General features: G+C 45.8%; 19 protein-coding genes. 11 read left to right on the top strand and 8 right to left on the bottom strand.

Annotated features, from left to right (window positions below; genetic code table 11):
• Window position 1: 1 nt before the first annotated feature.
• From H5T41_03055 to ribB, 6 genes are all read right to left on the bottom strand, one after another.
• Window positions 2-1,135 carry a Coenzyme F420 hydrogenase/dehydrogenase, beta subunit C-terminal domain gene (locus H5T41_03055; GenBank protein ID MBC7107760.1) on the bottom strand — a complete coding sequence of 378 codons (1,134 nt, stop codon included), beginning with the start codon at window positions 1,133-1,135 and terminating at the stop codon, window positions 2-4.
• A complete protein-coding gene (locus H5T41_03050; protein ID MBC7107759.1) occupies window positions 1,135-4,626 on the bottom strand; it encodes an FAD-dependent oxidoreductase in 3,492 nt (1,163 codons plus the stop codon). Before H5T41_03050 ends, H5T41_03055 begins: the two co-directional genes overlap by 1 nt.
• 229 nt (window positions 4,627-4,855) lie before the next feature.
• Window positions 4,856-5,266, bottom strand: coding sequence for a 6,7-dimethyl-8-ribityllumazine synthase (locus H5T41_03045; GenBank protein ID MBC7107758.1), 411 nt, complete (start codon window positions 5,264-5,266; stop codon window positions 4,856-4,858).
• 6 nt (window positions 5,267-5,272) lie between these two features.
• On the bottom strand, window positions 5,273-5,740 hold the full coding sequence (locus H5T41_03040; protein MBC7107757.1) for a riboflavin synthase: 468 nt from the start codon (window positions 5,738-5,740) through the stop codon (window positions 5,273-5,275).
• The gene (locus tag H5T41_03035) at window positions 5,718-6,191 is read right to left on the bottom strand and encodes an FAD synthase (protein ID MBC7107756.1); all 474 of its coding nucleotides are present in this window, start codon (window positions 6,189-6,191) and stop codon (window positions 5,718-5,720) included. The genes H5T41_03040 and H5T41_03035 overlap by 23 nt, the downstream gene beginning before the upstream one ends.
• The gene (ribB, locus tag H5T41_03030; GenBank protein ID MBC7107755.1) at window positions 6,188-6,895 is read right to left on the bottom strand and encodes a 3,4-dihydroxy-2-butanone-4-phosphate synthase; all 708 of its coding nucleotides are present in this window, start codon (window positions 6,893-6,895) and stop codon (window positions 6,188-6,190) included. Before ribB ends, H5T41_03035 begins: the two co-directional genes overlap by 4 nt.
• Window positions 6,896-7,150: 255 nt before the next feature.
• Here ribB and H5T41_03025 point away from each other — a divergent pair, with 255 nt between their 5' ends.
• The gene (locus H5T41_03025; GenBank protein ID MBC7107754.1) at window positions 7,151-8,209 is read left to right on the top strand and encodes a bifunctional phosphoglucose/phosphomannose isomerase; all 1,059 of its coding nucleotides are present in this window, start codon (window positions 7,151-7,153) and stop codon (window positions 8,207-8,209) included.
• Window positions 8,210-8,313: 104 nt separating this feature from the next.
• Window positions 8,314-9,591, top strand: coding sequence for a serine hydroxymethyltransferase (locus tag H5T41_03020; GenBank protein ID MBC7107753.1), 1,278 nt, complete (start codon window positions 8,314-8,316; stop codon window positions 9,589-9,591).
• Here H5T41_03020 and H5T41_03015 read toward each other — a convergent pair.
• Entirely contained in the window at window positions 9,588-10,508 is a 921-nt protein-coding gene (locus H5T41_03015; protein MBC7107752.1) for a TIGR00269 family protein, read from the bottom strand. The genes H5T41_03020 and H5T41_03015 overlap by 4 nt on opposite strands.
• 468 nt (window positions 10,509-10,976) lie before the next feature.
• Between H5T41_03015 and H5T41_03010 the strand changes: the two genes are divergently transcribed.
• From H5T41_03010 to H5T41_02980, 7 genes are all read left to right on the top strand, one after another.
• Window positions 10,977-11,942, top strand: coding sequence for a replication factor C small subunit (locus tag H5T41_03010; protein MBC7107751.1), 966 nt, complete (start codon window positions 10,977-10,979; stop codon window positions 11,940-11,942).
• A gap of 298 nt (window positions 11,943-12,240) precedes the next feature.
• Window positions 12,241-12,393, top strand: a complete 153-nt coding sequence (locus H5T41_03005; GenBank protein MBC7107750.1) for a 50S ribosomal protein L40e — start codon at window positions 12,241-12,243, stop codon at window positions 12,391-12,393.
• A 296-nt stretch (window positions 12,394-12,689) separates the two neighbouring features.
• Window positions 12,690-13,535, top strand: coding sequence for a DUF835 domain-containing protein (locus tag H5T41_03000; GenBank protein ID MBC7107749.1), 846 nt, complete (start codon window positions 12,690-12,692; stop codon window positions 13,533-13,535).
• A gap of 61 nt (window positions 13,536-13,596) precedes the next feature.
• On the top strand, window positions 13,597-14,889 hold the full coding sequence (gene eno, locus H5T41_02995; protein MBC7107748.1) for a phosphopyruvate hydratase: 1,293 nt from the start codon (window positions 13,597-13,599) through the stop codon (window positions 14,887-14,889).
• A gap of 37 nt (window positions 14,890-14,926) precedes the next feature.
• Window positions 14,927-15,472: a cysteine hydrolase gene (locus tag H5T41_02990; GenBank protein ID MBC7107747.1), complete on the top strand. Its 546-nt coding sequence runs from the start codon at window positions 14,927-14,929 to the stop codon at window positions 15,470-15,472.
• Complete coding sequence (locus H5T41_02985) at window positions 15,469-16,659, top strand: nicotinate phosphoribosyltransferase (GenBank protein MBC7107746.1); 1,191 nt, start codon at window positions 15,469-15,471, stop codon at window positions 16,657-16,659. Before H5T41_02990 ends, H5T41_02985 begins: the two co-directional genes overlap by 4 nt.
• Before the next feature lie 33 nt (window positions 16,660-16,692).
• The gene (locus H5T41_02980) at window positions 16,693-17,142 is read left to right on the top strand and encodes an OsmC family protein (protein MBC7107745.1); all 450 of its coding nucleotides are present in this window, start codon (window positions 16,693-16,695) and stop codon (window positions 17,140-17,142) included.
• Here H5T41_02980 and H5T41_02975 read toward each other — a convergent pair.
• Complete coding sequence (locus tag H5T41_02975; protein MBC7107744.1) at window positions 17,105-17,497, bottom strand: nucleotidyltransferase domain-containing protein; 393 nt, start codon at window positions 17,495-17,497, stop codon at window positions 17,105-17,107. The genes H5T41_02980 and H5T41_02975 overlap by 38 nt on opposite strands.
• Window positions 17,498-17,684: 187 nt before the next feature.
• Between H5T41_02975 and H5T41_02970 the strand changes: the two genes are divergently transcribed.
• Both H5T41_02970 and H5T41_02965 read left to right on the top strand, forming a co-directional pair.
• On the top strand, window positions 17,685-18,128 hold the full coding sequence (locus H5T41_02970) for an Lrp/AsnC family transcriptional regulator (GenBank protein MBC7107743.1): 444 nt from the start codon (window positions 17,685-17,687) through the stop codon (window positions 18,126-18,128).
• A 266-nt stretch (window positions 18,129-18,394) separates the two neighbouring features.
• Window positions 18,395-18,772, top strand: a complete 378-nt coding sequence (locus tag H5T41_02965; protein ID MBC7107742.1) for a hypothetical protein — start codon at window positions 18,395-18,397, stop codon at window positions 18,770-18,772.
• Window positions 18,773-18,874 lie beyond the last annotated feature (102 nt).

Genomic DNA, 18,874 nt, shown 5'->3' with positions numbered 1-18,874 from the left:
TTCACCGCCTCACAGAGAGCTGGGCGTAGCGTTTCAAAGCCTCCAGCCTTTTTTCTGGATCAGTAAGTCCCTCTAGCATCAGAAGCAATTCCTCATCGTAAAGTTGGGATCTTCTCCTCCTCTGTTTGTTTCGTTTCGCGATATAAAGTTGATTCGTATCGACACTCTTTGTGATCTCGAGATGGCCCGTTTGGACGGCCCTCGTCAGCAGGCTCTCTCCAGCGGCGTTTCTTGTGATGATCGTGCAGTAGCCATATCGTGAGCCAGTGTAACCTATTGAAATGTCAGCCGATTCTGCCAGATAATCAGTGCATCGTGCGCAGCCCATCCGGAGGTACTTCTGGGTGTTTGCTAATGAAATTTCTCGGACTGTACCGTCACGCAGCGTCACCGTGAGAAGCTTTTCAGCGGTAGAACGATCCATCATTGCAATATTCCTTGGTGAGATGCCCATCTCCTTCTCAATTACTTCTGAAACGAGATCGTGCGTGCAAACTCCTCCACAAAATCTTCCGATGAGTATCCTCAGCGATTTTCCGTAAATTTCGAGCCCCTTCATTTTCGACTTTTGAATCATTCTCGCGGCGTCGATCACGCACGGGGCGCCAACGAGAGCGATTTTTCTCAGTGACTTGTCATGCACAGCCTCGTTGAGACTCGACAGCGTCGGGGACCAGATAAACTGGTGCCCAGCACAATCGTATATTTCACTTTCAGTTGTGACGACCCTTGAAAAAGGCTGCCAAGTCCATCTATCGACATCGGTGACAATGGCACCATCTATGAAGCCGCTTTCCAAAGCGCTAACGAGCAACTGGTTTAACACATCACTGAGAAGATCTCCGTGCCTACTTCTGAGAGCAGTGAGGCAGGATCTCGCCGAGACGACAGAAACCATCTTCCCCTCGCCCCACTCTCTCAGTCGCGGACAGACTTCAACGCAAAAGGCCTCGCAGCCGAAACAAGGATCAATATCATACGTGGAAAGGCCAAAACGTTTTGTCAGTTTCCGGTGGTCTGGGTTTTGTTTTCCGTCAGGGAAATATAGAACCCCCCTTGAGCAACATGCGACACAGGCGCCACAACCCGTACATTTGCCGAGACTCCAAACATAGGTTTCAAGCTCCTTTGACATCAAGTCACCCCCCTTTCGTGAACACGATGCTCAACAATGATCGATTTTTTCAGGGGATTTGGTCCGAGGCGCCTCAGGTCTGCCACGAATTCTTTCATAGCTTCTGCGAACTTTCTGCCCTCCGAAGCTGATACCCACTCAACTCTAACACGTTCTGGGTCGAAACCATAATCCTTAATCATTTCTCTCAGATTATCGATCTTTCTTTTCATGAGTTGATTGCCGATCATATAATGGCAGTCGCCAGGATGGCATGCTCCGATGAAAACGCCGTCCGATCCTTTGAGAAGCGCGTAGAGAACATGAAATGGATCGATCCTTCCGCTGCACATAATTCTGATCGGGAGGATGTCTGGAGGATACTGGAATCTGCTGACGCCTGCATTATCAGCTCCTGCGTATGCGCACCAATGGCATAGGAAGGCGATACCTCTGATCTCATCTTCTCCGGAATCCTCTAGGGCTGCGTCTATCTGTGCAATGATCTGGTCGTTTGTGAAGTTATGAAGGGTGATCGCTCTGCACGGACACGATGCAGCGCAGGCCCCACATCCCTTACATAAAAGGCTGTTAACTTCCGCCACAAGCATCCCATCCTGTATTCTAATCTCGACCGCGCTGTACGGGCAAGCTTCAATACACCTCGCACATCCTGTACATAGTTCTTGGTCAACGACTGCAACAGTCGGATCACGGACTATCTGTGCGTTCATAAGAATCCCAAGAGCGCGTGACGCCGCGGCGAAGCCTTGTTTCATTGATTCGACTATGCCCTTTGGATATTGGGCCGCACCGGCAACGAAGATGCCATCGACGGAAAAATCGACAGGGCGTAGCTTGGGGTGAGCTTCGAGAAAGAATCCGTCTTCCGAGAGAGGCACTTTGAGCATTTCTGAGAGAATCTTATTATCTTCTCTTGGTACGAGTGGTACGGCAAGAACGACAAGATCTGGTCTGATGACAAGCTCATCGTCACTGATGATATCCTTTACTCTTACATTGAGACCGTCTAATCGATCAATTCTCGGCGGATCTTCTTCACTGAATCTGATGAACTTGATTCCGAGCTCGCATGCCTCTTTATAATATTTTTCCATAAGACCGTTGATTCGAATATCCCTGTAAAGAACGAAAACTCTCGATTGAGGACTCATCCGCTTTAATTCGAGAAGATCTCTAAAGGCAACCTCGCAGCATATCTGAGAACAGTACGTTCTGCCCTCATTTTCTCGCGAACCTGCACAAAGAATCTCGACAATATCAACTCCCTTTGCCGTTCCATCTTCAAGCATTCTCTCAAATTCAAGCTGGGAAATAATGCGATCATCCAATCCATAATCATAGATGCCTTCGGGCCGTAGCGGCTCAGCACCAGTTGTAAGAATGATCACACCAGCCTCGATGATTCTATCCCCCAGAAATGAACCTGTTTCTAGCCCTCCTCTCGTGAGCTTGACAACAAAGTGCCCTACGGAACCGCTGACTGCTGCGATCGATGTTGATGTCAACACCTCTATGTTCTTGCAGGATCTGATGGCATCGATCATCTGGTTGAACACTTTTTGGGGCAAACCGCCGTCGAGATCTTTCAGATGTTTTTCTTTTACATGACCACCGAGAACGTCTGCTTTTTCAACAAGATATACTGAGAAGCCTTTCGAAGCAATCGAAAGAGCAGCCGTCATGCCAGCAATGCCGCCACCGATTACGATCGCTGAGCGAATGACCTCGCTCCGGATCTGTTTCATCGGTCTCGCAAGGGCGATATTGGCGATTCCCATTCTCACAAGTATTTTCGCTTTCTCCGTCGCCCTTTCTCCGTCATGCTGGTGGACCCAACTATCCAATTCTCTGATGCTGACGAAACCCACGAGATTCCTATTCAATCCGGCGCGTCTGCATGTATCCTGGAACAATTGAAGATGGCTTCTTGGGCTACACGCAGCCACAAGTATCCTATTCAATTTCAATTCTCTGATTGCATTCTGAATGGCGGTTTGGTTGTCTTGGGAGCATGCGTACATGCATTTCTCCGCGTGAACCACTCCTGGCAACGTGGAGGCATAACGCACGACCTCGTCTACATCAACAACAGCGCCAATGTTCATCCCACAGCTGCAAACGAAAACGCCGATTCGCGGCTCATTTATCTCCGTCTCAAAAATGTCCTCTTCATCTTCCTTCAATTCAACAACACCGACATCGCTTCTTTGCGTCACAACGCAGGCTACGGTCATCGCGTCCGTGACCGTGTTGGAAATGTCTTCTGGACCTCTCGCACATCCGCAAACAAAAACGCCATCTCTTGTCGTCGCAACTGGGTTTGAGTCGAGGGTCCTGATGAATCCGTTTTCATCAAGATCTATATCAAGCATTCTTGCAAGCTCTGCAGTCCCATTACTTGGAATGATCGGGGGACAGAGAATCAGGAGATCAACCGCAGTTGAAAGTATTTTGTCAGTTTGCCGATCGTGATATCTGATCCTGATACACTGTTCCTCATCCTCCTCGACGTCTCCTATTAAGGAGGGAATATATTGGACGCCGAGTTCTTGCTTCGATCTTCTGATGAATTCTTCATGTCCTTTTCCAATTGTTCGAAGATCATTGTAAAAAATAAGAATTTCCGATTCAGGCAAATGCTCCTTCGTGAGGATCGCTTCCTTCGTTGCATAGATGCAGCAGATTTTCGAGCAGTAACTCTTACATCCTTCGACCCTTGATCCTGCACATTGCACGATGCCGATGCGTGTAGGGATTCTGCCATCAGATGGTCTCGCAATCACGCCCTTTGTTGGTCCTGAGGCGTTAAGCATCCTTTCGTATTGCAACGATGTGATAACGTTCTTGAAACGTCCGTACCCGTATCGAGCGAGATAACTTCCATCATAAACATCGAATCCAGTTGCGATAATGATCGATTTAACGTCGATATCGACGAATGTTTCCTTATCATCGAATTTAATAGCCCCAGCGGGGCATTTCTTCTCACAGATTCCACATACGCCCTTCGTCAATCTGAGGCAGTGATGCTCATCGATCGTTGCAACCCTTGGCACGGCCTGGGGAAAAGGGATGTAGATGGCTGATCTCTCCCCCAATCCTTCATTGAATTCGTCATTAAGATGCCTTTGAGGGCAGTGATCGGCGCAGATACCACAACCCGTGCATTTTGTAGCATCAACATGTCTTCTTTTTACTTTAATTCTCACATTGAATCCGTTTTCGTGACCTTTAATACTCTCGATTTCCGAATATGTCATTAAATGGATGTGTGGGTTCCTTGAGACTTCGACCATTTTCGGTGCAAGAATACAAATTGCACAGTCCAGTGTAGGAAATGTCTTATCCAACTGTGACATCCTTCCACCGATCGACGGTCTGCGTTCAACGAGAAAAACCTCATGGCCGTGATTGGCGAGTTCAAGCGCGGAAGAAATACCTGCTATCCCCCCGCCGATGATTAAGACGTTGTTGAGCTCCTCCTTCATAGTATTGCCGCCCTAAGAGGCATTGCCGATGCACTGCCTCCGAAGTTCGCATTTCTTCATTCGATATAAGATTCTTTCGGACAACCCAGACAATAATTATCACGGGAAAAAAGTTAGAGAAAAATATATAAACAAGATTCAAACATGCGGCGCTATTAGCGGATTTTTCTTACGAAGTTTATGTATCATTCTCCGAAATTAAGAAAAAATTTGTAAGAGAAGAAAAAAATTAGGAAAGGGCCTTGAGCAGCTTAACGCACGCTTCCACAGCCTCTCTTGCTTTTTCAATGCGCTCTTCAGCCTGGAGCCTTGTCATTCCTGGACCGCTGATCCCGAGCGTTACTGGCTTATCGTATTCAAGTGCAAGATCGGCGATTTTTCTGGCAGCCTGCTGCATGATGACTTCATCATGCTCGGTTTCGCCTTCAATGACGGCGCCGATCGTCACGATTCCATCAATGTCTTTTTCCTGGATCATCTTCTTGATCGCAAGTGGCATGTCAAAGACACCCGGAACCGTCACGATTTTTGCGATATTGACATCCAAAAATTTCGCGTGTTCCTTCGCCCTTTCCAGCATCATCGATGTGATGTCAAAATTATATTCAGAAACAACTATCCCTATGTTGAATTTCTTCATCACTCATCACTCCTTCAGCGGGCCAACATCTTCGTAGCCCTGTCTCAAACCTTTACCAGCATTTCTCATAAGAACCTCTGGTCTAAAAAGAAGATTGTACGCGTTCAGGGCGTGCTCCCTTGCTCTCCTATCGGCTAGCCATGCAAGTGTTTTTTCGTCGGGTGCCTCGTCCTCGTGCACGAATACTTCGATTATATGCCTGTTCGTGAGTAACTGACATTGGATCAGGCCAAGGGAAGCTTCATGAGCGCATGTCTTGTCAATTGGTTTGCCACCTGGCATGCCGAGCGCAATGACGATATCGCATTTCTGTTCATCAAAGAGTTTCTTGCATGCAACTGGCAGATCCTTAATGCCAGGCACGGTATAGCGGACAATTTTGAATCCCGTACCTGCCTTCTTAAGTTCATCGATAGCACTCGCACCCATATCGTATCGGGCAAAAGTCGTATCAGCGATCCCGATGATCTTCATGATCCCTCTCCGTTTTTTCGATCGTTTTTTTGAATGTATACCAGTCAACTATCTTCTGGATAATCTTTCTTGTTCCATTGAGATCGTCTTCGTATTTCGATAATCGAACGACTTTCGCTTTGATGCCCCTCCGAGCCAGTTCCTCTTGAAGTTGACCTTCATCGAATTCCTGATCGTATCCAAGCGCTATGATATCTGGCTTGATCTCCTCAACGATTTTGAATATGTCACCTTCGTGTCCGATGACAGCCCTGTCCACCGGTTTTAAAGCCCTGATCAGCTCAAGCCTTAGCGTCTCTGGAGTCACAGGTTCATGCTTCCTTTTTCTCACCGTGGAGTCGGTGGCAACTACGACAACCAATTCGTCTCCCAGTCTTTTAGCCTCGTTGAGATAATGAAGGTGGCCGACGTGTAACAAATCGAAGACGCCCGTTGCCATGACGCGTGTCATCGTGACCACGCACCGGATCGCCACGCTTCGATGATCTCTTTTCCCTCAAGAAATACCAATCCATGCTCTCTCGCATATGCTTTTGCCCGCTCTTTTGGAAGAGCATTCCCGTCATCACCCATCATTTCGCATATTGTTGCAGTCGGTACAACACCGGCCATAACGGTCATTGCAGTCGCAAGCTCGGTATGACCGAACCTCGAGACGAGCAGGTCTTTTCGAGCATTGAGGAGGTACACGTGACCAGGCGCTCTGAAAAGTCGTCCGAATTCCTCCTTTGCCCATCCGTTTTCCGTTGTGAGCGCGCGCCTTGCGAACTTTGCGAATTCAGAAATCGTAAGAGCCCTGTCCCTGTCTGTTATCCCCGTAAAAGTATTCCGATGGTTAATGGTGATTGAAAACGCTGATTTCGTATCGTATGGAATATCATTCGGACTGAGCTGTGAAAAGATTGGGTAGCGATCTGAAATATCGCTAAAAACGTCGGCGAGGTATGGGATTTCGATGAGCTCTCGAATGTCATTGTGTACCGTTGTGCATATCAGTCCGCCGGCATCCTTTCTCATCGTCCTGATAATCTCTGGTGTGACTTTTTCCGAAGCGATAACCATGTCCGTCTCTCTTTCTCTGTTATCTGCATCATAGATGAGAATGATTTTCCCGTCACGTAAATCCTGAAGAGCTCTAGTCACATTTTCGAACATGGTGGATCGGATTCAACTGATAATTAGGACTGGTATTATTTCTTTTGTAGTTACCAATTTATTAGTAATATGAGCCAATTTAAAGATCATAATTGCCAGTCATTGTCGATATTCATTTCGCACAGGCAACTTATCCCTGCGACTCTTCTTCTCTCTCAATATTTTTCCTATCGTTCACATTTATAGTCGCACAATTGGCGGAAGCACAAGTGTTCAGCGTGCATGTAATTAATTATAACAACAATTATACGAGTGATGCACGAAGAGCTTGATGATATTCCACGGATGACCCGCATTGATCAATCGAAGATGATCAAATATATTCTTGAGTTCCCAAATCAATTGAGAACCATTCTTGACTCATCTGGCAGTTATGAACCTTTTGGTGTTGAGGATGTCTGCATCTGTGGTGTTGGCGGATCTGCGATTGCTGGTGACATTCTCTCTGAATACCTTTTTGATGTTTCGGCATCACCAGTTTTCGTCATACGATCAACTCACCTTCCTAAATGGGTTAGAAAAGATACGCTCGTCATTGTAGTAAGCTATTCTGGCAATACAGTTGAAACCCTAGCATCGTTCAGAGATGCACTCCGAAGAGGATGCAAAATCGTCTGCGTCACATCCGGTGGAAAATTGATGGAGAGTTGTCTATCTCTAAATGTTCAGCATTTAGAATTGCCAAAGAACATTATGCCGAGAGCTGCGATCGGCTATCTGCTCGGAGCAATAGCGATCGTCCTTGATCGTGAAGGAATCGCATCCATCGTATCTGAGTTGAGGAGGAAATTGAGGGAGTTGGAGTCGTATGTGAGGGAATGCTCGCCTGAAATTCCTTCAACTTCAAATGAGGCGAAGAGACTCGCCAAACGACTTTATAGGCACGTTCCAGTAATCTGCGCGCAGAGGAATCTCCGCGCAATTGCCGCCCGCTGGCAAAGCCAGATCAACGAAAATGCGAAGATGTTAGCTTTTCATGGTGAAATTCCAGAAATGAACCACAATCAAATTGTTGGCTGGCTGGAAGGTGAATATGGTCCCGACTGCCTTCCTGTTTTCCTCCGGGGTTTCTCAACAGATTCGGTTCTGTCCACGATGATCGATGTCACTATCAGAATGTTTGAAAGGAGGAATTCGAATGCAGTAACCGTCGACATCCCAGGGGAAGACACATTGAGCTGCATCCTGCATGGAATCGCGCTGGGTGATTTTGTCAGTTACTACCTAGCCATGCTGAAAGGCATCGACCCGACGCCCATTCATTCGATCAGTGAGTTGAAGAGTAATTTACCAAATCACCTGATCAGGGATTGAGAACCAGGATAAAAACGAAAAATTGCTTTCATTCTTTGAAGGTATCATGCTAACATTTACCAATATGTTTTTTATAGAGATTTATTATCTCGTGTCGTGACCTTATGAAGGAAGATGCATTCTGGATACGCGAACAAGTAAAAGCACATTGTAAATGGTTTGAGGAATCTCTTCCGATGATCGCATCGGAAAATATCATGAGTCCTCTTGCTCAGGAGATGATGATTTCTGACTTTCACGGGCGATATGCTGAGGGTATGCCTGGCAAGAGGTACTACCAGGGTAACGAATTTGTTGATCGTGTTGAACTCAAATCAATGGAAATTGCCAAGAGACTCTTCAAGTGTTCATTCGTCGATGTTCGTCCAATCTCAGGAACTGTTGCCAATTTGGCCATAATTTATGCGTTGACTAAACCAGGGGATCTCATCTCATCATGTGCCCTTGCAAACGGTGCTCATATTTCAATGGCTCCTTTCGGTGCCGTGGGATTGAGGGGGTTGAGAACTGTTGAATATCCTTGGAATGCGAAGGATATGAACATCGATATCGACGGAACGAGAAAATTGCTGCTGGAAACCAGACCAGTCGTTGCCCAATTTGGTTTGTCTCTCTTTCTGTTCCCCGCGCCGCTGAAAGAATTGAATGATGTTTTCCAGGAGATCGGATGCGTCGTCTGGTACGATGGAGCTCATGTTCTTGGTCTCATCGCGGGCGGGAAATTTCAGGACCCGTTGCGTGAGGGTGCTCATGTCATCACAGCAAGCACTCACAAAACTTTCCCAGGACCGAATCACGGGATCATTCTTGCGGAAGGAATTACCGAGGAGATGGAGAAGAAAATCCGCAGGGCGGTGTTTCCAGGCGTAACAAGCAGTCATCACCTACACGCGATGGCAGCATTGGGCGTGACGCTCGCTGAAGAAGAGGCTTTTGGTGCAGAATACGCGAAGCAAACGATTAGAAATGCAAAGGCACTTGGCGAAGCACTATATGAACTAGGTATGGATGTACTTTGTCCTCATTTGGGGTTCACCGAGTCTCACACTTTGGCCGTCGACGTTTCGAAATTCGGTGGAGGCGAGCGGGTCGCCAGGGATCTCGAATTGGCGAACATTATCACGAATAAGAACTTGTTGCCTGGCGACGAAAGTCCGCTGAGGCCAAGTGGAATCAGGCTCGGCACTCAGGAATTAACGAGAGTTGGCATGCGTGAAAGCGAAATGAAGGAGATTGCGAAATTGATCTGGAAAGTCGCTGCGAAAAAGGCTAAGCCAGAAGCCGTGAAGGCGGAGGTCAAGGAATTAAAGAAAAGTTTCACGAAAATCCGTTACTGTTTTGGGGAAGGCCAAGAAGCCTACGCGTACAGAGATCTTTTCTAGGTCATTTCCTTCCTAATCTCCTCAAGTAGTTCACATGTCATGCATTTTCCGTTAATCGTAGGCTCACCGCATCTGCATTCTTTCATCGAGGCGGGTGGGAAGAGATCTCGAAGTGCTGGCAGGATTGCGTCATAGCTTGAAAGAATCGCGTGCCTCGTTCCTGGGCTTCTGTCTTCCAACTTGTTGATGATCTCTCTGTATTCATTTCTTAGAGCTCTCTCAGCGTAGGGGCATTCATCATCTGAAAACGGTAATTCTTTAAGCAACGCATACAGATAATTTTCTTTTTCTGGGATGGATCTCAGTGGTTGAATCCGTGGAACGAGACCCGGCTGAATCTTGACATGGGGACCGAGTCTTGCGAGTCTCTCAATATCGCCCCTTGTGAAATTCATAAGGATCGATTGAGCCGTGTCATCCAGATTAAGTCCCGTGGCGATCACATCAACCCCTTCTTGCTTTGCAATTCTATTTATGCATCTTCTCCTCAGCACGCCACAATATGAGCAAGGTGTTCTCTTCTTCACAGATTTTGCAATCCCATCCATGTCGATACCGAATTCGTTTCTGAAGGAAACGATGAAATGAGGCACTTCAAGTGATTTCGTCAATTCTTTGGCTCTAGAAAGTGTGAGTGGCCTGTATCCATCGATTCCCTCGTCAACTGTTATCGCGCTCAATGTGATATCTTTTCTGACATGAAGTATATTCTTCAATGTGGACAACGCAACTGTGCTATCTTTGCCTCCGGAGAGAGCAACTGACACATGTTTCACGCGGTCCAAATCGATCTGCTTTCTTACTTCAGCTTTAACTCTCTTCTCAACATATTCAATGAAATGATCTTTGCAGAGATGCGTGCCATTATATCGAATAAATGTTATCGCTTTTTTATTGCATTTTGAACATCGAGCCACAGTTTGTCAAGAAACCACCCGTTTAAAAATCTTCTCATGCGACATATTAAACGGGCTGTGCTGAAATCCGATAAAGAACATATTTTTGCAAAATTATACAGTTGAGTTGGTATACCCTCGATTAAATGCAGTCATCTAGATATTTTTCAAGGACCAGGTAAGAATTATCAATATTGCGAGAAATCCGAGGGAAAAACTGTCTCCTTTTTCAAGAAGGAAGTGAAACTTTGATTGATCGATGGATCCATGACTCAACGAAGGACTCGACGAAGGGATCACCTGCTTAGAGGAATATTATTACAAATCGATATATTCAGAGGGTCGGCCATTTAAAGTGGAAATGGGAATCGCCTAATTTTCGCTCTCAAAGCAATGATTGGTCTAGTTCCCACCATATCTTTTGAGTTTTAATTGACCCTAGCAAAAGTATTAGTTATTGTAGATATTTTTGATTGGGTAGGGGCGCAGATGAAAGAAATTTGGATCGAGAAGTACAGGCCGAAGTCGCTGAAGGAAGTTATCGGTCAGCAAGAGATCGTCGAGCGACTGCAGTCTTATTCTGAATCTGGCAATCTACCTCATTTACTCTTTGCTGGTCCAGCAGGTACAGGGAAAACGACGTGTGCGATCGCCCTTGCAAAGGAGCTCTTTGGTGATGCCTGGCGAGAGAATTTCGTTGAACTCAATGCTTCCGATGAGAGAGGAATCGAGGTCGTTCGAGGGAAAATCAAAGAATTTGCTAGAACCGCACCAATTGGCGATGCGAGTTTCAAGATTATATTTCTCGATGAAGCGGATGCACTGACGCCAGAAGCACAGGCCGCGCTAAGAAGAACGATGGAACGATACAGCAAGACCTGCCGTTTCATCCTTTCGTGCAATTACTCCTCAAAAATCATTGAACCGATACAGTCGAGATGTGCAGTCTTCAGATTTCGTCCACTCAAGGCTGAAGATGTAAAGAAGTACTTGAAGATCATCGCGAAGAATGAAGTGCTTAAAATCACGGACGACGCTCTGGATGCAATTGCCCACATCGCGCAGGGGGATATGAGGAAAGCGATCAATTCCCTGCAGGTGGCGGCCTCAATCAGCAAGGATGTAACGGTTGATATCATCTATCAGACTGCAGGAATGGCAAGACCCGAAGAAGTCAGGCATCTGCTCGAGACCGCCCTTGCTGGTGACTTCATGGAGGCCCGGAATCTCCTCGACGAACTCATGGTTCAGTATGGTTTGTCGGGCGAAGATATCATCAAGCAGATTCACAGAACCTTCTTTGATCTGCAGATACCCGAAATTGAAAAAGTTCGGTTGATCGACAAGACTGGAGAAATTGAATTCAGGATTGTTGAGGGTAGTAATGAAAGGATACAGCTCGAATCCCTCCTTGCACATCTCGTTCTTGTTGGCAAAATTGGATCAAATGATTAACGGTCGATCTCGGCCCTGGACGCCTCTGAAAGATTGGTTGGAACGATCAACTCTCATATTAATAGGCGCGACGGATGCAGATTGATGCGGAATTTCAAAATCTCAATGAATTTACTTCCTTTGAAATCCACTTAGTTTATCCGATGAGGCAAAAGAAATTTCAAAACTCGGTGTGGATTCGGTAAAATACATATCTGTTAACATTTACTGAGATCTGTTTCCCGCAACAATACAATTGCTGAAGGAAAAAGTTCAGAAGCTATTTATAGTCCCTTCATATTCATCGTCCGAGACCATTATGGCGCGCTTCAAAGAGGCTGAGGAAAGGCTCCTCAACAAAAAGATTTGCATGAAATGTTACGCACGAAATGCAATAAGGGCAACAAGGTGCAGACGATGTGGGTATAGTGGCCTTCGTGTTAAATCCAAGGAAAGTAAGAAGAAGGCTTGAAGTTACTTGGCGTGAGATCAAGAAGTCGCGATTTATTTTCAAGGAATTTTACGATGTTTTGCGCAGATATCGGAGCCCTCGTGAATCATTTTGGCGTCAGAGATAAAATTTTTAACGGCAGTTAGTGATCTCTAAACAGAATCATCCTCGTAGGTACGGGCCCGATTATCGAGGAGGCGGTTAGGATCAAGAAAATTCTCATTGCGGACGATAATCCAGCAGTACTGGAAGTTGTTTCCGAGCTAGTGTCTTCTGCAGGATATCAACCGATAACTGCAACAGGAGGAAAAGAGTGTTTGGCTAAAGCGGAATCGGAGAAGCCGGATCTCATTCTCTTAGATATCACCATGCCCGATCTTGATGGTTGGAGTGTTCTTAGGGAATTAAAGCAAAAGGGAATCACAAACCAGACAAAGGTCATTATGCTAACAGCGACGACCGATGTCAGCACGGATATTTTCGGTCTGCAAGACGTTGTGACGGGCTATATTAGAAAACCATTTAACAATAAGGAACTCGCAGATAGACTGAAAGCTGTTTTCGAAGAAACACCAGAGGTTCTGATCCAGGAAGCAGAGAAAGAATCAAAGAAAAAGATCGGCTTTTTTGGAAAGTTGCGCGGAGCACGTCAGATCCCGAGCGGAATGGAAAAGCCAACGAGTTCTGCGATGCGCTACGAGCTTAAGAAGGGATTTAGCTATCTGGTCAAGGAAAAAAAGCCGAAGAAATCATTCGAGATTTTCGTCGACCAGGTCAGACACAACATACAGGGATTATGTATTTCAAGACAGCATCCCGAAATCATAAGAAAGACGTGGGGTTTGGAAAAGACGCCGATTATCTGGCTGAGCAATCAGGTAGGTAAGGTTTACATCAATCCCACAAACATCAGCATTCTGAGTGATACGATCATTCGGTTTATCGAGAAAAGCGGGGAGAGTATTGTTCTTATTGATGGGATTGAGTTTCTCGTTATCAGCAACGACTTCAATAAAACCTTAAGGATGATTCATCATGTCACGGAAGCAGTTATGGAATATAAATCAAGACTACTTATCTCGATCGACCCACGAGCTTTCGATGCACGGGAACTTGCACTGCTAGAAAGGAACATGGAGATTATCGATGCGATGGAAGAATAGTTTCGAAACCTATTAAGTGAATGATTTTGCTTAGGGATTAAAAGCGCTGCGGAGGATCCGAATGATCGATTCAAGAATTGTCAGAGTTTCAGCGAGAGAAATACTCGATTCTCGAGGTAATCCAACGGTTGAGGTTGAAGTAAGGACGAGAGGCTGTGCGGCGAGGGCGGCTGCGCCATCTGGTGCTTCGACTGGGACGCATGAAGCCGTTGAACTGCGCGATGGCGGGCGTCGATACGATGGCAAGGGCGTTTTGAAAGCTGTTGAGAATGTTAATAAGATCATTGCACCGCGTCTCGAAGGCATGGATGTAACCTGTCAGTGTGACATTGACCGCCTTCTTATCGATCTCGACGGTACCCCGAACAAATCCCATCTGGGAGGCAATGCTATTACGGCTGTTTCTCTGGCATGCGCAAAAGCCGGGGCCATGGTCACAGGCGTGGAACTCCATGAATATCTGGGAAAAGGAAGCAATATATTACCAGTGCCGTTAATGAACATCATCAACGGGGGGAAACATGCTGGTGGAAATTTGCGAATCCAGGAATTTATGATCGTTCCAGCAGGTCTGAGAAGCTTTTCAGAGGCGCTGAGGGCAGGTGCTGAAGTTTATCATTCCCTTCGGTCGCTATTGAAGAATAGGTATGGGAGTGTGGCGATCAATGTTGGCGATGAGGGTGGATTCGCGCCGCCGCTTAACACAACGAATGAAGCACTCGACGTACTCATCAAAGCAATCGACTCTGCTGGATATGTGCCAGGAAAGGATGTTTATCTCGCGGTCGATTCTGCAGCCAGTGAATTCTTTTTCAATGGGTTTTATGAATTTGATGGTAAGAGATTCGACGACAACGAGATTGTCGAGTTCTATGAATCTCTTGTCTCGCGATATCCTATTATTAGCTTGGAGGACCCTGTTGAGGAAAACTCATTTGGAACAATGGCAAGGCTAACACGGAAAATTGGAAATTCTGTTCAGGTCGTCGGCGACGATATTTTTGTTACGAATGTCGAACGTCTCGGACGGGGTATAACTGAAGGAGCTGGAAATGCCTTGCTCCTCAAAGTTAATCAGGTCGGTACGATCACCGAGTCTTTTGAAGCAGCGAATCTCGCTTTCAGATCGGGCTACAATGTCGTCGTCAGTCACAGATCTGGTGAAACAGAAGACACATCGATTGCGGATATTGCGGTTGCACTCGGGTGCGGCCAGATAAAAACGGGCGCTCCCGCAAGAGGGGAGAGAACGGCAAAGTATAATCGTCTGCTCCTGATCGAAGAGTTGCTTGGCTCCAGATCAAGATTCCTCGGCGTTGATGCGATCAGAAAGTCGAAGGACTCTCTGAGATGAATTGCGAAAAAATATTAACGATTGTCGTTGATTAATCATGTCGGTGATCGGTTTGACAAGAGCTGTTATTGTTGTCGATATGATCAACGATTTTGTTTATGGTAAATTTGGGAGTGAGAGGGCAAGGGGAATCATACCCTCCATATCTAGACTTCTTGAAACTGCTCGCACGAAAGGTTATCTCATCATTTTTACGAGAGATGCCCATAAAACTGATGATCCCGAGATGAAGATTTGGGGCGAACATGCGATGAAAGGAACATCAGGTTCCGAAGTCATTCCTGATTTGAACATCCAGAAGGGCGACCATGTAATCGAAAAATCAACGTACAGTTCCTTTTTCAATACAGAATTGGACAGCGTCCTCAAACGGCATAGTGTTGATGAAGTCATCATCGTCGGCGTGACAACGGATATCTGTGTTCGCCACACGGCAGCTGACGCTTTCTTCAGAGGTTATAAGATCATCATTCCAAAAGAATGCGTCCAAACGATTTCCGACGAAATTCAGGAAAAAGCGCTTGACGAAATGAGGAGACTGTATCGCGCGGAAATTTGGGATTTGGAAAGGGTGATCGCCTGAAGAAATTCTTTTCAGCCTCTGATGAAGAAATTCTCGAAGGCTTGACAACCGACGTATATTTCACGAGAACAATGGAAGTCCTCAAAGCAAAAGGGATGCTGAGTCAGTATGCTCTCTCCGAGTTTACAGCAGGTGACCTTCCCAACAACTGGAAGTGGGGAGTTTTCTGCGGGCTGGAGGAAATCGTTAGGTTGATGGAAGGCAAAAAAATCGATTTGTGGGGTATTCCAGAAGGAACAGTTTTCAGAGCGCGCACAACGAGAGGTGTTAGGGTACCTGTTCTCACAATCAACGGTCCGTATTCGGAGTATTGCATTTACGAGACACCAATGCTTGGCTTAATGTGCCACTCGAGTGGCATCGCTACGATGGCAGCACGTTGTAAAAAAGCTGCTGGAAATCGATTCGTCATCTCTTTCGGCATCAGGCGGATGCATCCTGCGATCTGCCCCGCTATTGATAGAGCAGCCTTCATCGGAGGATGCGATGCCGTTTCATCGCTTCTCGGAGCGGAGACCATTGGTGAGGAACCGCGTGGAACAATGCCCCACGCCTTGATCATCATGTTCGGCGACCAAAGAACGGCTTTCAAAGCGTTCGATGAGGTTGTTGATGAAAGAATTCCGCGCGTCGCTCTGATCGATACTTACTCAGACGAGAAAGAAGAGGCTATCATGGCTTGTGAGTCAATAAAGAAACTATGGGCAGTTCGTCTTGATACGCCTGGCTCAAGAAAAGGATCGTTCCCTGAGCTGATCAGAGAAGTGCGATGGGAAATGGATATCAGAGGATACAAGCATGTCAAGATCATCGTCTCAGGAGGGATCGACGAAAAGGTAATCCCCTCGCTTGTGGCAGCTGGCGCGGATGGATTCGGCGTCGGAACGAGTATCAGCAATGCGAGAACGATCGATTTTGCCATGGACATTGTTGAAAAAGATGGTCGACCAGTAGCGAAGCGCGGGAAATATGGCGGAAGAAAGTATCTGTTCAGATGTGATCATTGTCTTGAATATGAGGTCACGGCATCAAAAGAAGAGGTTCCGAAGTGCGCAAGATGCCAGGATGAGATGCGATTAGCGGAAATTCCAATCATTCTCGATGGTAAGAGGGTTTACGAAGAAAGGTCGCCGAAAGAGATCCGGTCTTATGTGCTCAAGCAGCTTGAAAAGGTTGAACTCGAGTAGACGATCTTCGCACTAATACGATCGGTGGTTTGTATGCAGGAAACCGAATTTGTGTTGAGTGTAGAGCTTATCGAGAACTACAAATTCCGTGTTCGATTTGGATCTGACAAAATAGCGGATATCATTGTCGATGAGCCTGCACCGCTGGGGAGTGGCACTTATCCAAATGCTGGAAAATTGCTTGCTGCTGCTGTTGGGAGCTGCCTCTGCGCAAGCTTAGCATTTTGCCTCAGGAAAGCGAGGGCCGAATTGAAGTCGATGGCAGCAGAGGTTCGAACAACGGTGAAGCGTAACGAGAAAGGAAGATTGCGTGTGACCGAAATCAATGTTAAAATTGCCCCTGAGGTTAACAGTGAATCAAAGCTTCGTCGCTGCGCCGATATCTTCGAAGACTTCTGCATCGTTTCTCAAAGTGTCAGAAACGGCATTCCGGTCAGGGTTAATATCAATCCACTTTTCTATCGCGAAGAAAATGATCATTGAGTTTTGCTTTCCAGTCCCTATCTGTTTCGCTCCAAATTTTAAGGCAACAATCGAGTTCTTTTGCGAGATCCTTCTTGAATTCCTCGAGCGATGGACATATTGAGAGGTCGACAGTTCGTTCTGCATTTTTCTTAAGATGTGCTCTTAACTTGGAAGGAGATCTTCTCAAAGCTGTCATTCGCCATCGCGGGCGACCTTTTTTATCGATATATTCATATTTTTTTGCTGTCCTATCTGAATCATATATGAGGAGAATGTCAATATCGTGAGGTTCTACCTTTCCTTTAAGGAAGCTACCAAAAAGATATACTTCCTTAATATGCATTGGAAGATCATCATTTTCGATCTTTTCCATGAGTTTTTCCAGTTTTCCGTGCAGCCATTCACGTCTGTTCGATCGAAAGCCGCACATAAGTCGCCTTGATTAAATATAATCTTAGCAAGAGATAACTCTTTTTTTCTGAAAGTATGAATATTTTCACAATTCGAAATGTTCCGAATCCTCCAAAATGATTAATCTGCCTCTATCATTTTATGATCCTATGATCGATGAGAAAGATCGAGCAATTCTCGAAGAATTGAAAAAGGATTCAAGAAGGAGCACAAAATCGATTGCGAAGATCGTCAACATGCCAAGGGCGACAGTTCATGAAAGAATCCGGAAGATGTGCGAAAAAGGGCTAATTCGCAATTTCACCATCGTTCCCGACTATTCAAAACTAGGAGAGCCAATTTTGGTATTCATCCTCGTCACCTTCTTGCCAAACCCAAGAATCTCGCAAAGGGAACTCGCCCAGCAGATTGCGGGATTAGTGGGGGTGATGGAAGTTCATCTCATTTCGGGTGAATACGACATATTACTAAAGGTAAGGGGAAAATCGATGGAAGAAATCGGATCTCTCGTGATTGATAAACTCAGGCAGATTGAGGGCGTTGGAAGGACGATCACCTGTGCATCTTTTGCGACTGTGAAGGAAGAATTGTGAATCGCCAAAAAACTTCATGCTTCTATGAATCCTCTTAAATTATTCGGCACACAAATTCGCATTCTAGACATTTGATTCTGGCTCTCTGGCTGACGCTGGATTTCTTCGAGATTTCTTCGAATTTAATATGTTAAGGAAATGTTTAAGTCTTTATGTCCGATATGGTTTTTTAGAAATCATTTGTTGCAGGGGCCTATTTTGCCGATCACTTTACACGGAAGTGTATTGAGAATCGGCTAGGCGCTGTGCGTGGGGGGACGGATGTAATGGTGTTGAACGATAGGTTAGCTCAGGCTATCGACGCAATTGGATCTCCACTTCGACCTGAGTTGGTCGGAGTGTTGAGACCAACAAGTGATTTGAGAATACAAGAAACCAATTCTTTTCCTTCAAACGCCATTACAAAAGATGACTATTCTTTTGAGAAATCCTGCAATCTGAGGGAGGTTATGTTCGGATCTTTTTCGAGTAAGAAGATTCTGTGTCAATGCGGTGCGATCGCCGATATCGATTCAGCGGTTGTGCGATTAAAGCACAAGCTCGGCAAAGAAGTTGAATGCATGGCTTGCAGGAATCAGCGAATCGCTAGGGAACTTGAAGCATTGCAGGCACACTTCACAAATCCTGAAGAAGAACAATGGTGATGGTTGTTGTATTTTCGGGCGACTCTTTCAAAATTCCCCATTTTTCATGTATTCTTTGAAGCAAATCTTTATAACCAAACTTGAGTGCTTTCGACTTTTAAC

The sequence above is a fragment of the Methanomassiliicoccales archaeon genome (genome assembly GCA_014361295.1).
Lineage (GTDB): Archaea > Thermoplasmatota > Thermoplasmata > Methanomassiliicoccales > JACIVX01 > JACIVX01.
The sequence above is the reverse complement of the archived record's forward strand: the minus strand, read 5'-3'. Positions and strand labels throughout refer to the sequence as shown.

Bases quoted from the DNA above. Each gene is read 5' to 3' on its own strand.
- H5T41_03055 (MBC7107760.1), bottom strand. From the start codon at position 1,135: ATGTCAAAGGAGCTTGAAACCTATGTTTGGAGTCTCGGCAAATGTACG.
- H5T41_03050 (MBC7107759.1), bottom strand. From the start codon at position 4,626: ATGAAGGAGGAGCTCAACAACGTCTTAATCATCGGCGGGGGGATAGCA.
- H5T41_03045 (MBC7107758.1), bottom strand. From the start codon at position 5,266: ATGAAGAAATTCAACATAGGGATAGTTGTTTCTGAATATAATTTTGAC.
- H5T41_03040 (MBC7107757.1), bottom strand. From the start codon at position 5,740: ATGAAGATCATCGGGATCGCTGATACGACTTTTGCCCGATACGATATG.
- H5T41_03035 (MBC7107756.1), bottom strand. From the start codon at position 6,191: ATGACACGCGTCATGGCAACGGGCGTCTTCGATTTGTTACACGTCGGC.
- ribB (MBC7107755.1), bottom strand. From the start codon at position 6,895: ATGTTCGAAAATGTGACTAGAGCTCTTCAGGATTTACGTGACGGGAAA.
- H5T41_03025 (MBC7107754.1), top strand. From the start codon at position 7,151: ATGCACGAAGAGCTTGATGATATTCCACGGATGACCCGCATTGATCAA.
- H5T41_03020 (MBC7107753.1), top strand. From the start codon at position 8,314: ATGAAGGAAGATGCATTCTGGATACGCGAACAAGTAAAAGCACATTGT.
- H5T41_03010 (MBC7107751.1), top strand. From the start codon at position 10,977: ATGAAAGAAATTTGGATCGAGAAGTACAGGCCGAAGTCGCTGAAGGAA.
- H5T41_03005 (MBC7107750.1), top strand. From the start codon at position 12,241: ATGGCGCGCTTCAAAGAGGCTGAGGAAAGGCTCCTCAACAAAAAGATT.
- eno (MBC7107748.1), top strand. From the start codon at position 13,597: ATGATCGATTCAAGAATTGTCAGAGTTTCAGCGAGAGAAATACTCGAT.
- H5T41_02990 (MBC7107747.1), top strand. From the start codon at position 14,927: ATGTCGGTGATCGGTTTGACAAGAGCTGTTATTGTTGTCGATATGATC.
- H5T41_02980 (MBC7107745.1), top strand. From the start codon at position 16,693: ATGCAGGAAACCGAATTTGTGTTGAGTGTAGAGCTTATCGAGAACTAC.
- H5T41_02975 (MBC7107744.1), bottom strand. From the start codon at position 17,497: ATGGAAAAGATCGAAAATGATGATCTTCCAATGCATATTAAGGAAGTA.
- H5T41_02970 (MBC7107743.1), top strand. From the start codon at position 17,685: ATGATCGATGAGAAAGATCGAGCAATTCTCGAAGAATTGAAAAAGGAT.
- H5T41_02965 (MBC7107742.1), top strand. From the start codon at position 18,395: ATGGTGTTGAACGATAGGTTAGCTCAGGCTATCGACGCAATTGGATCT.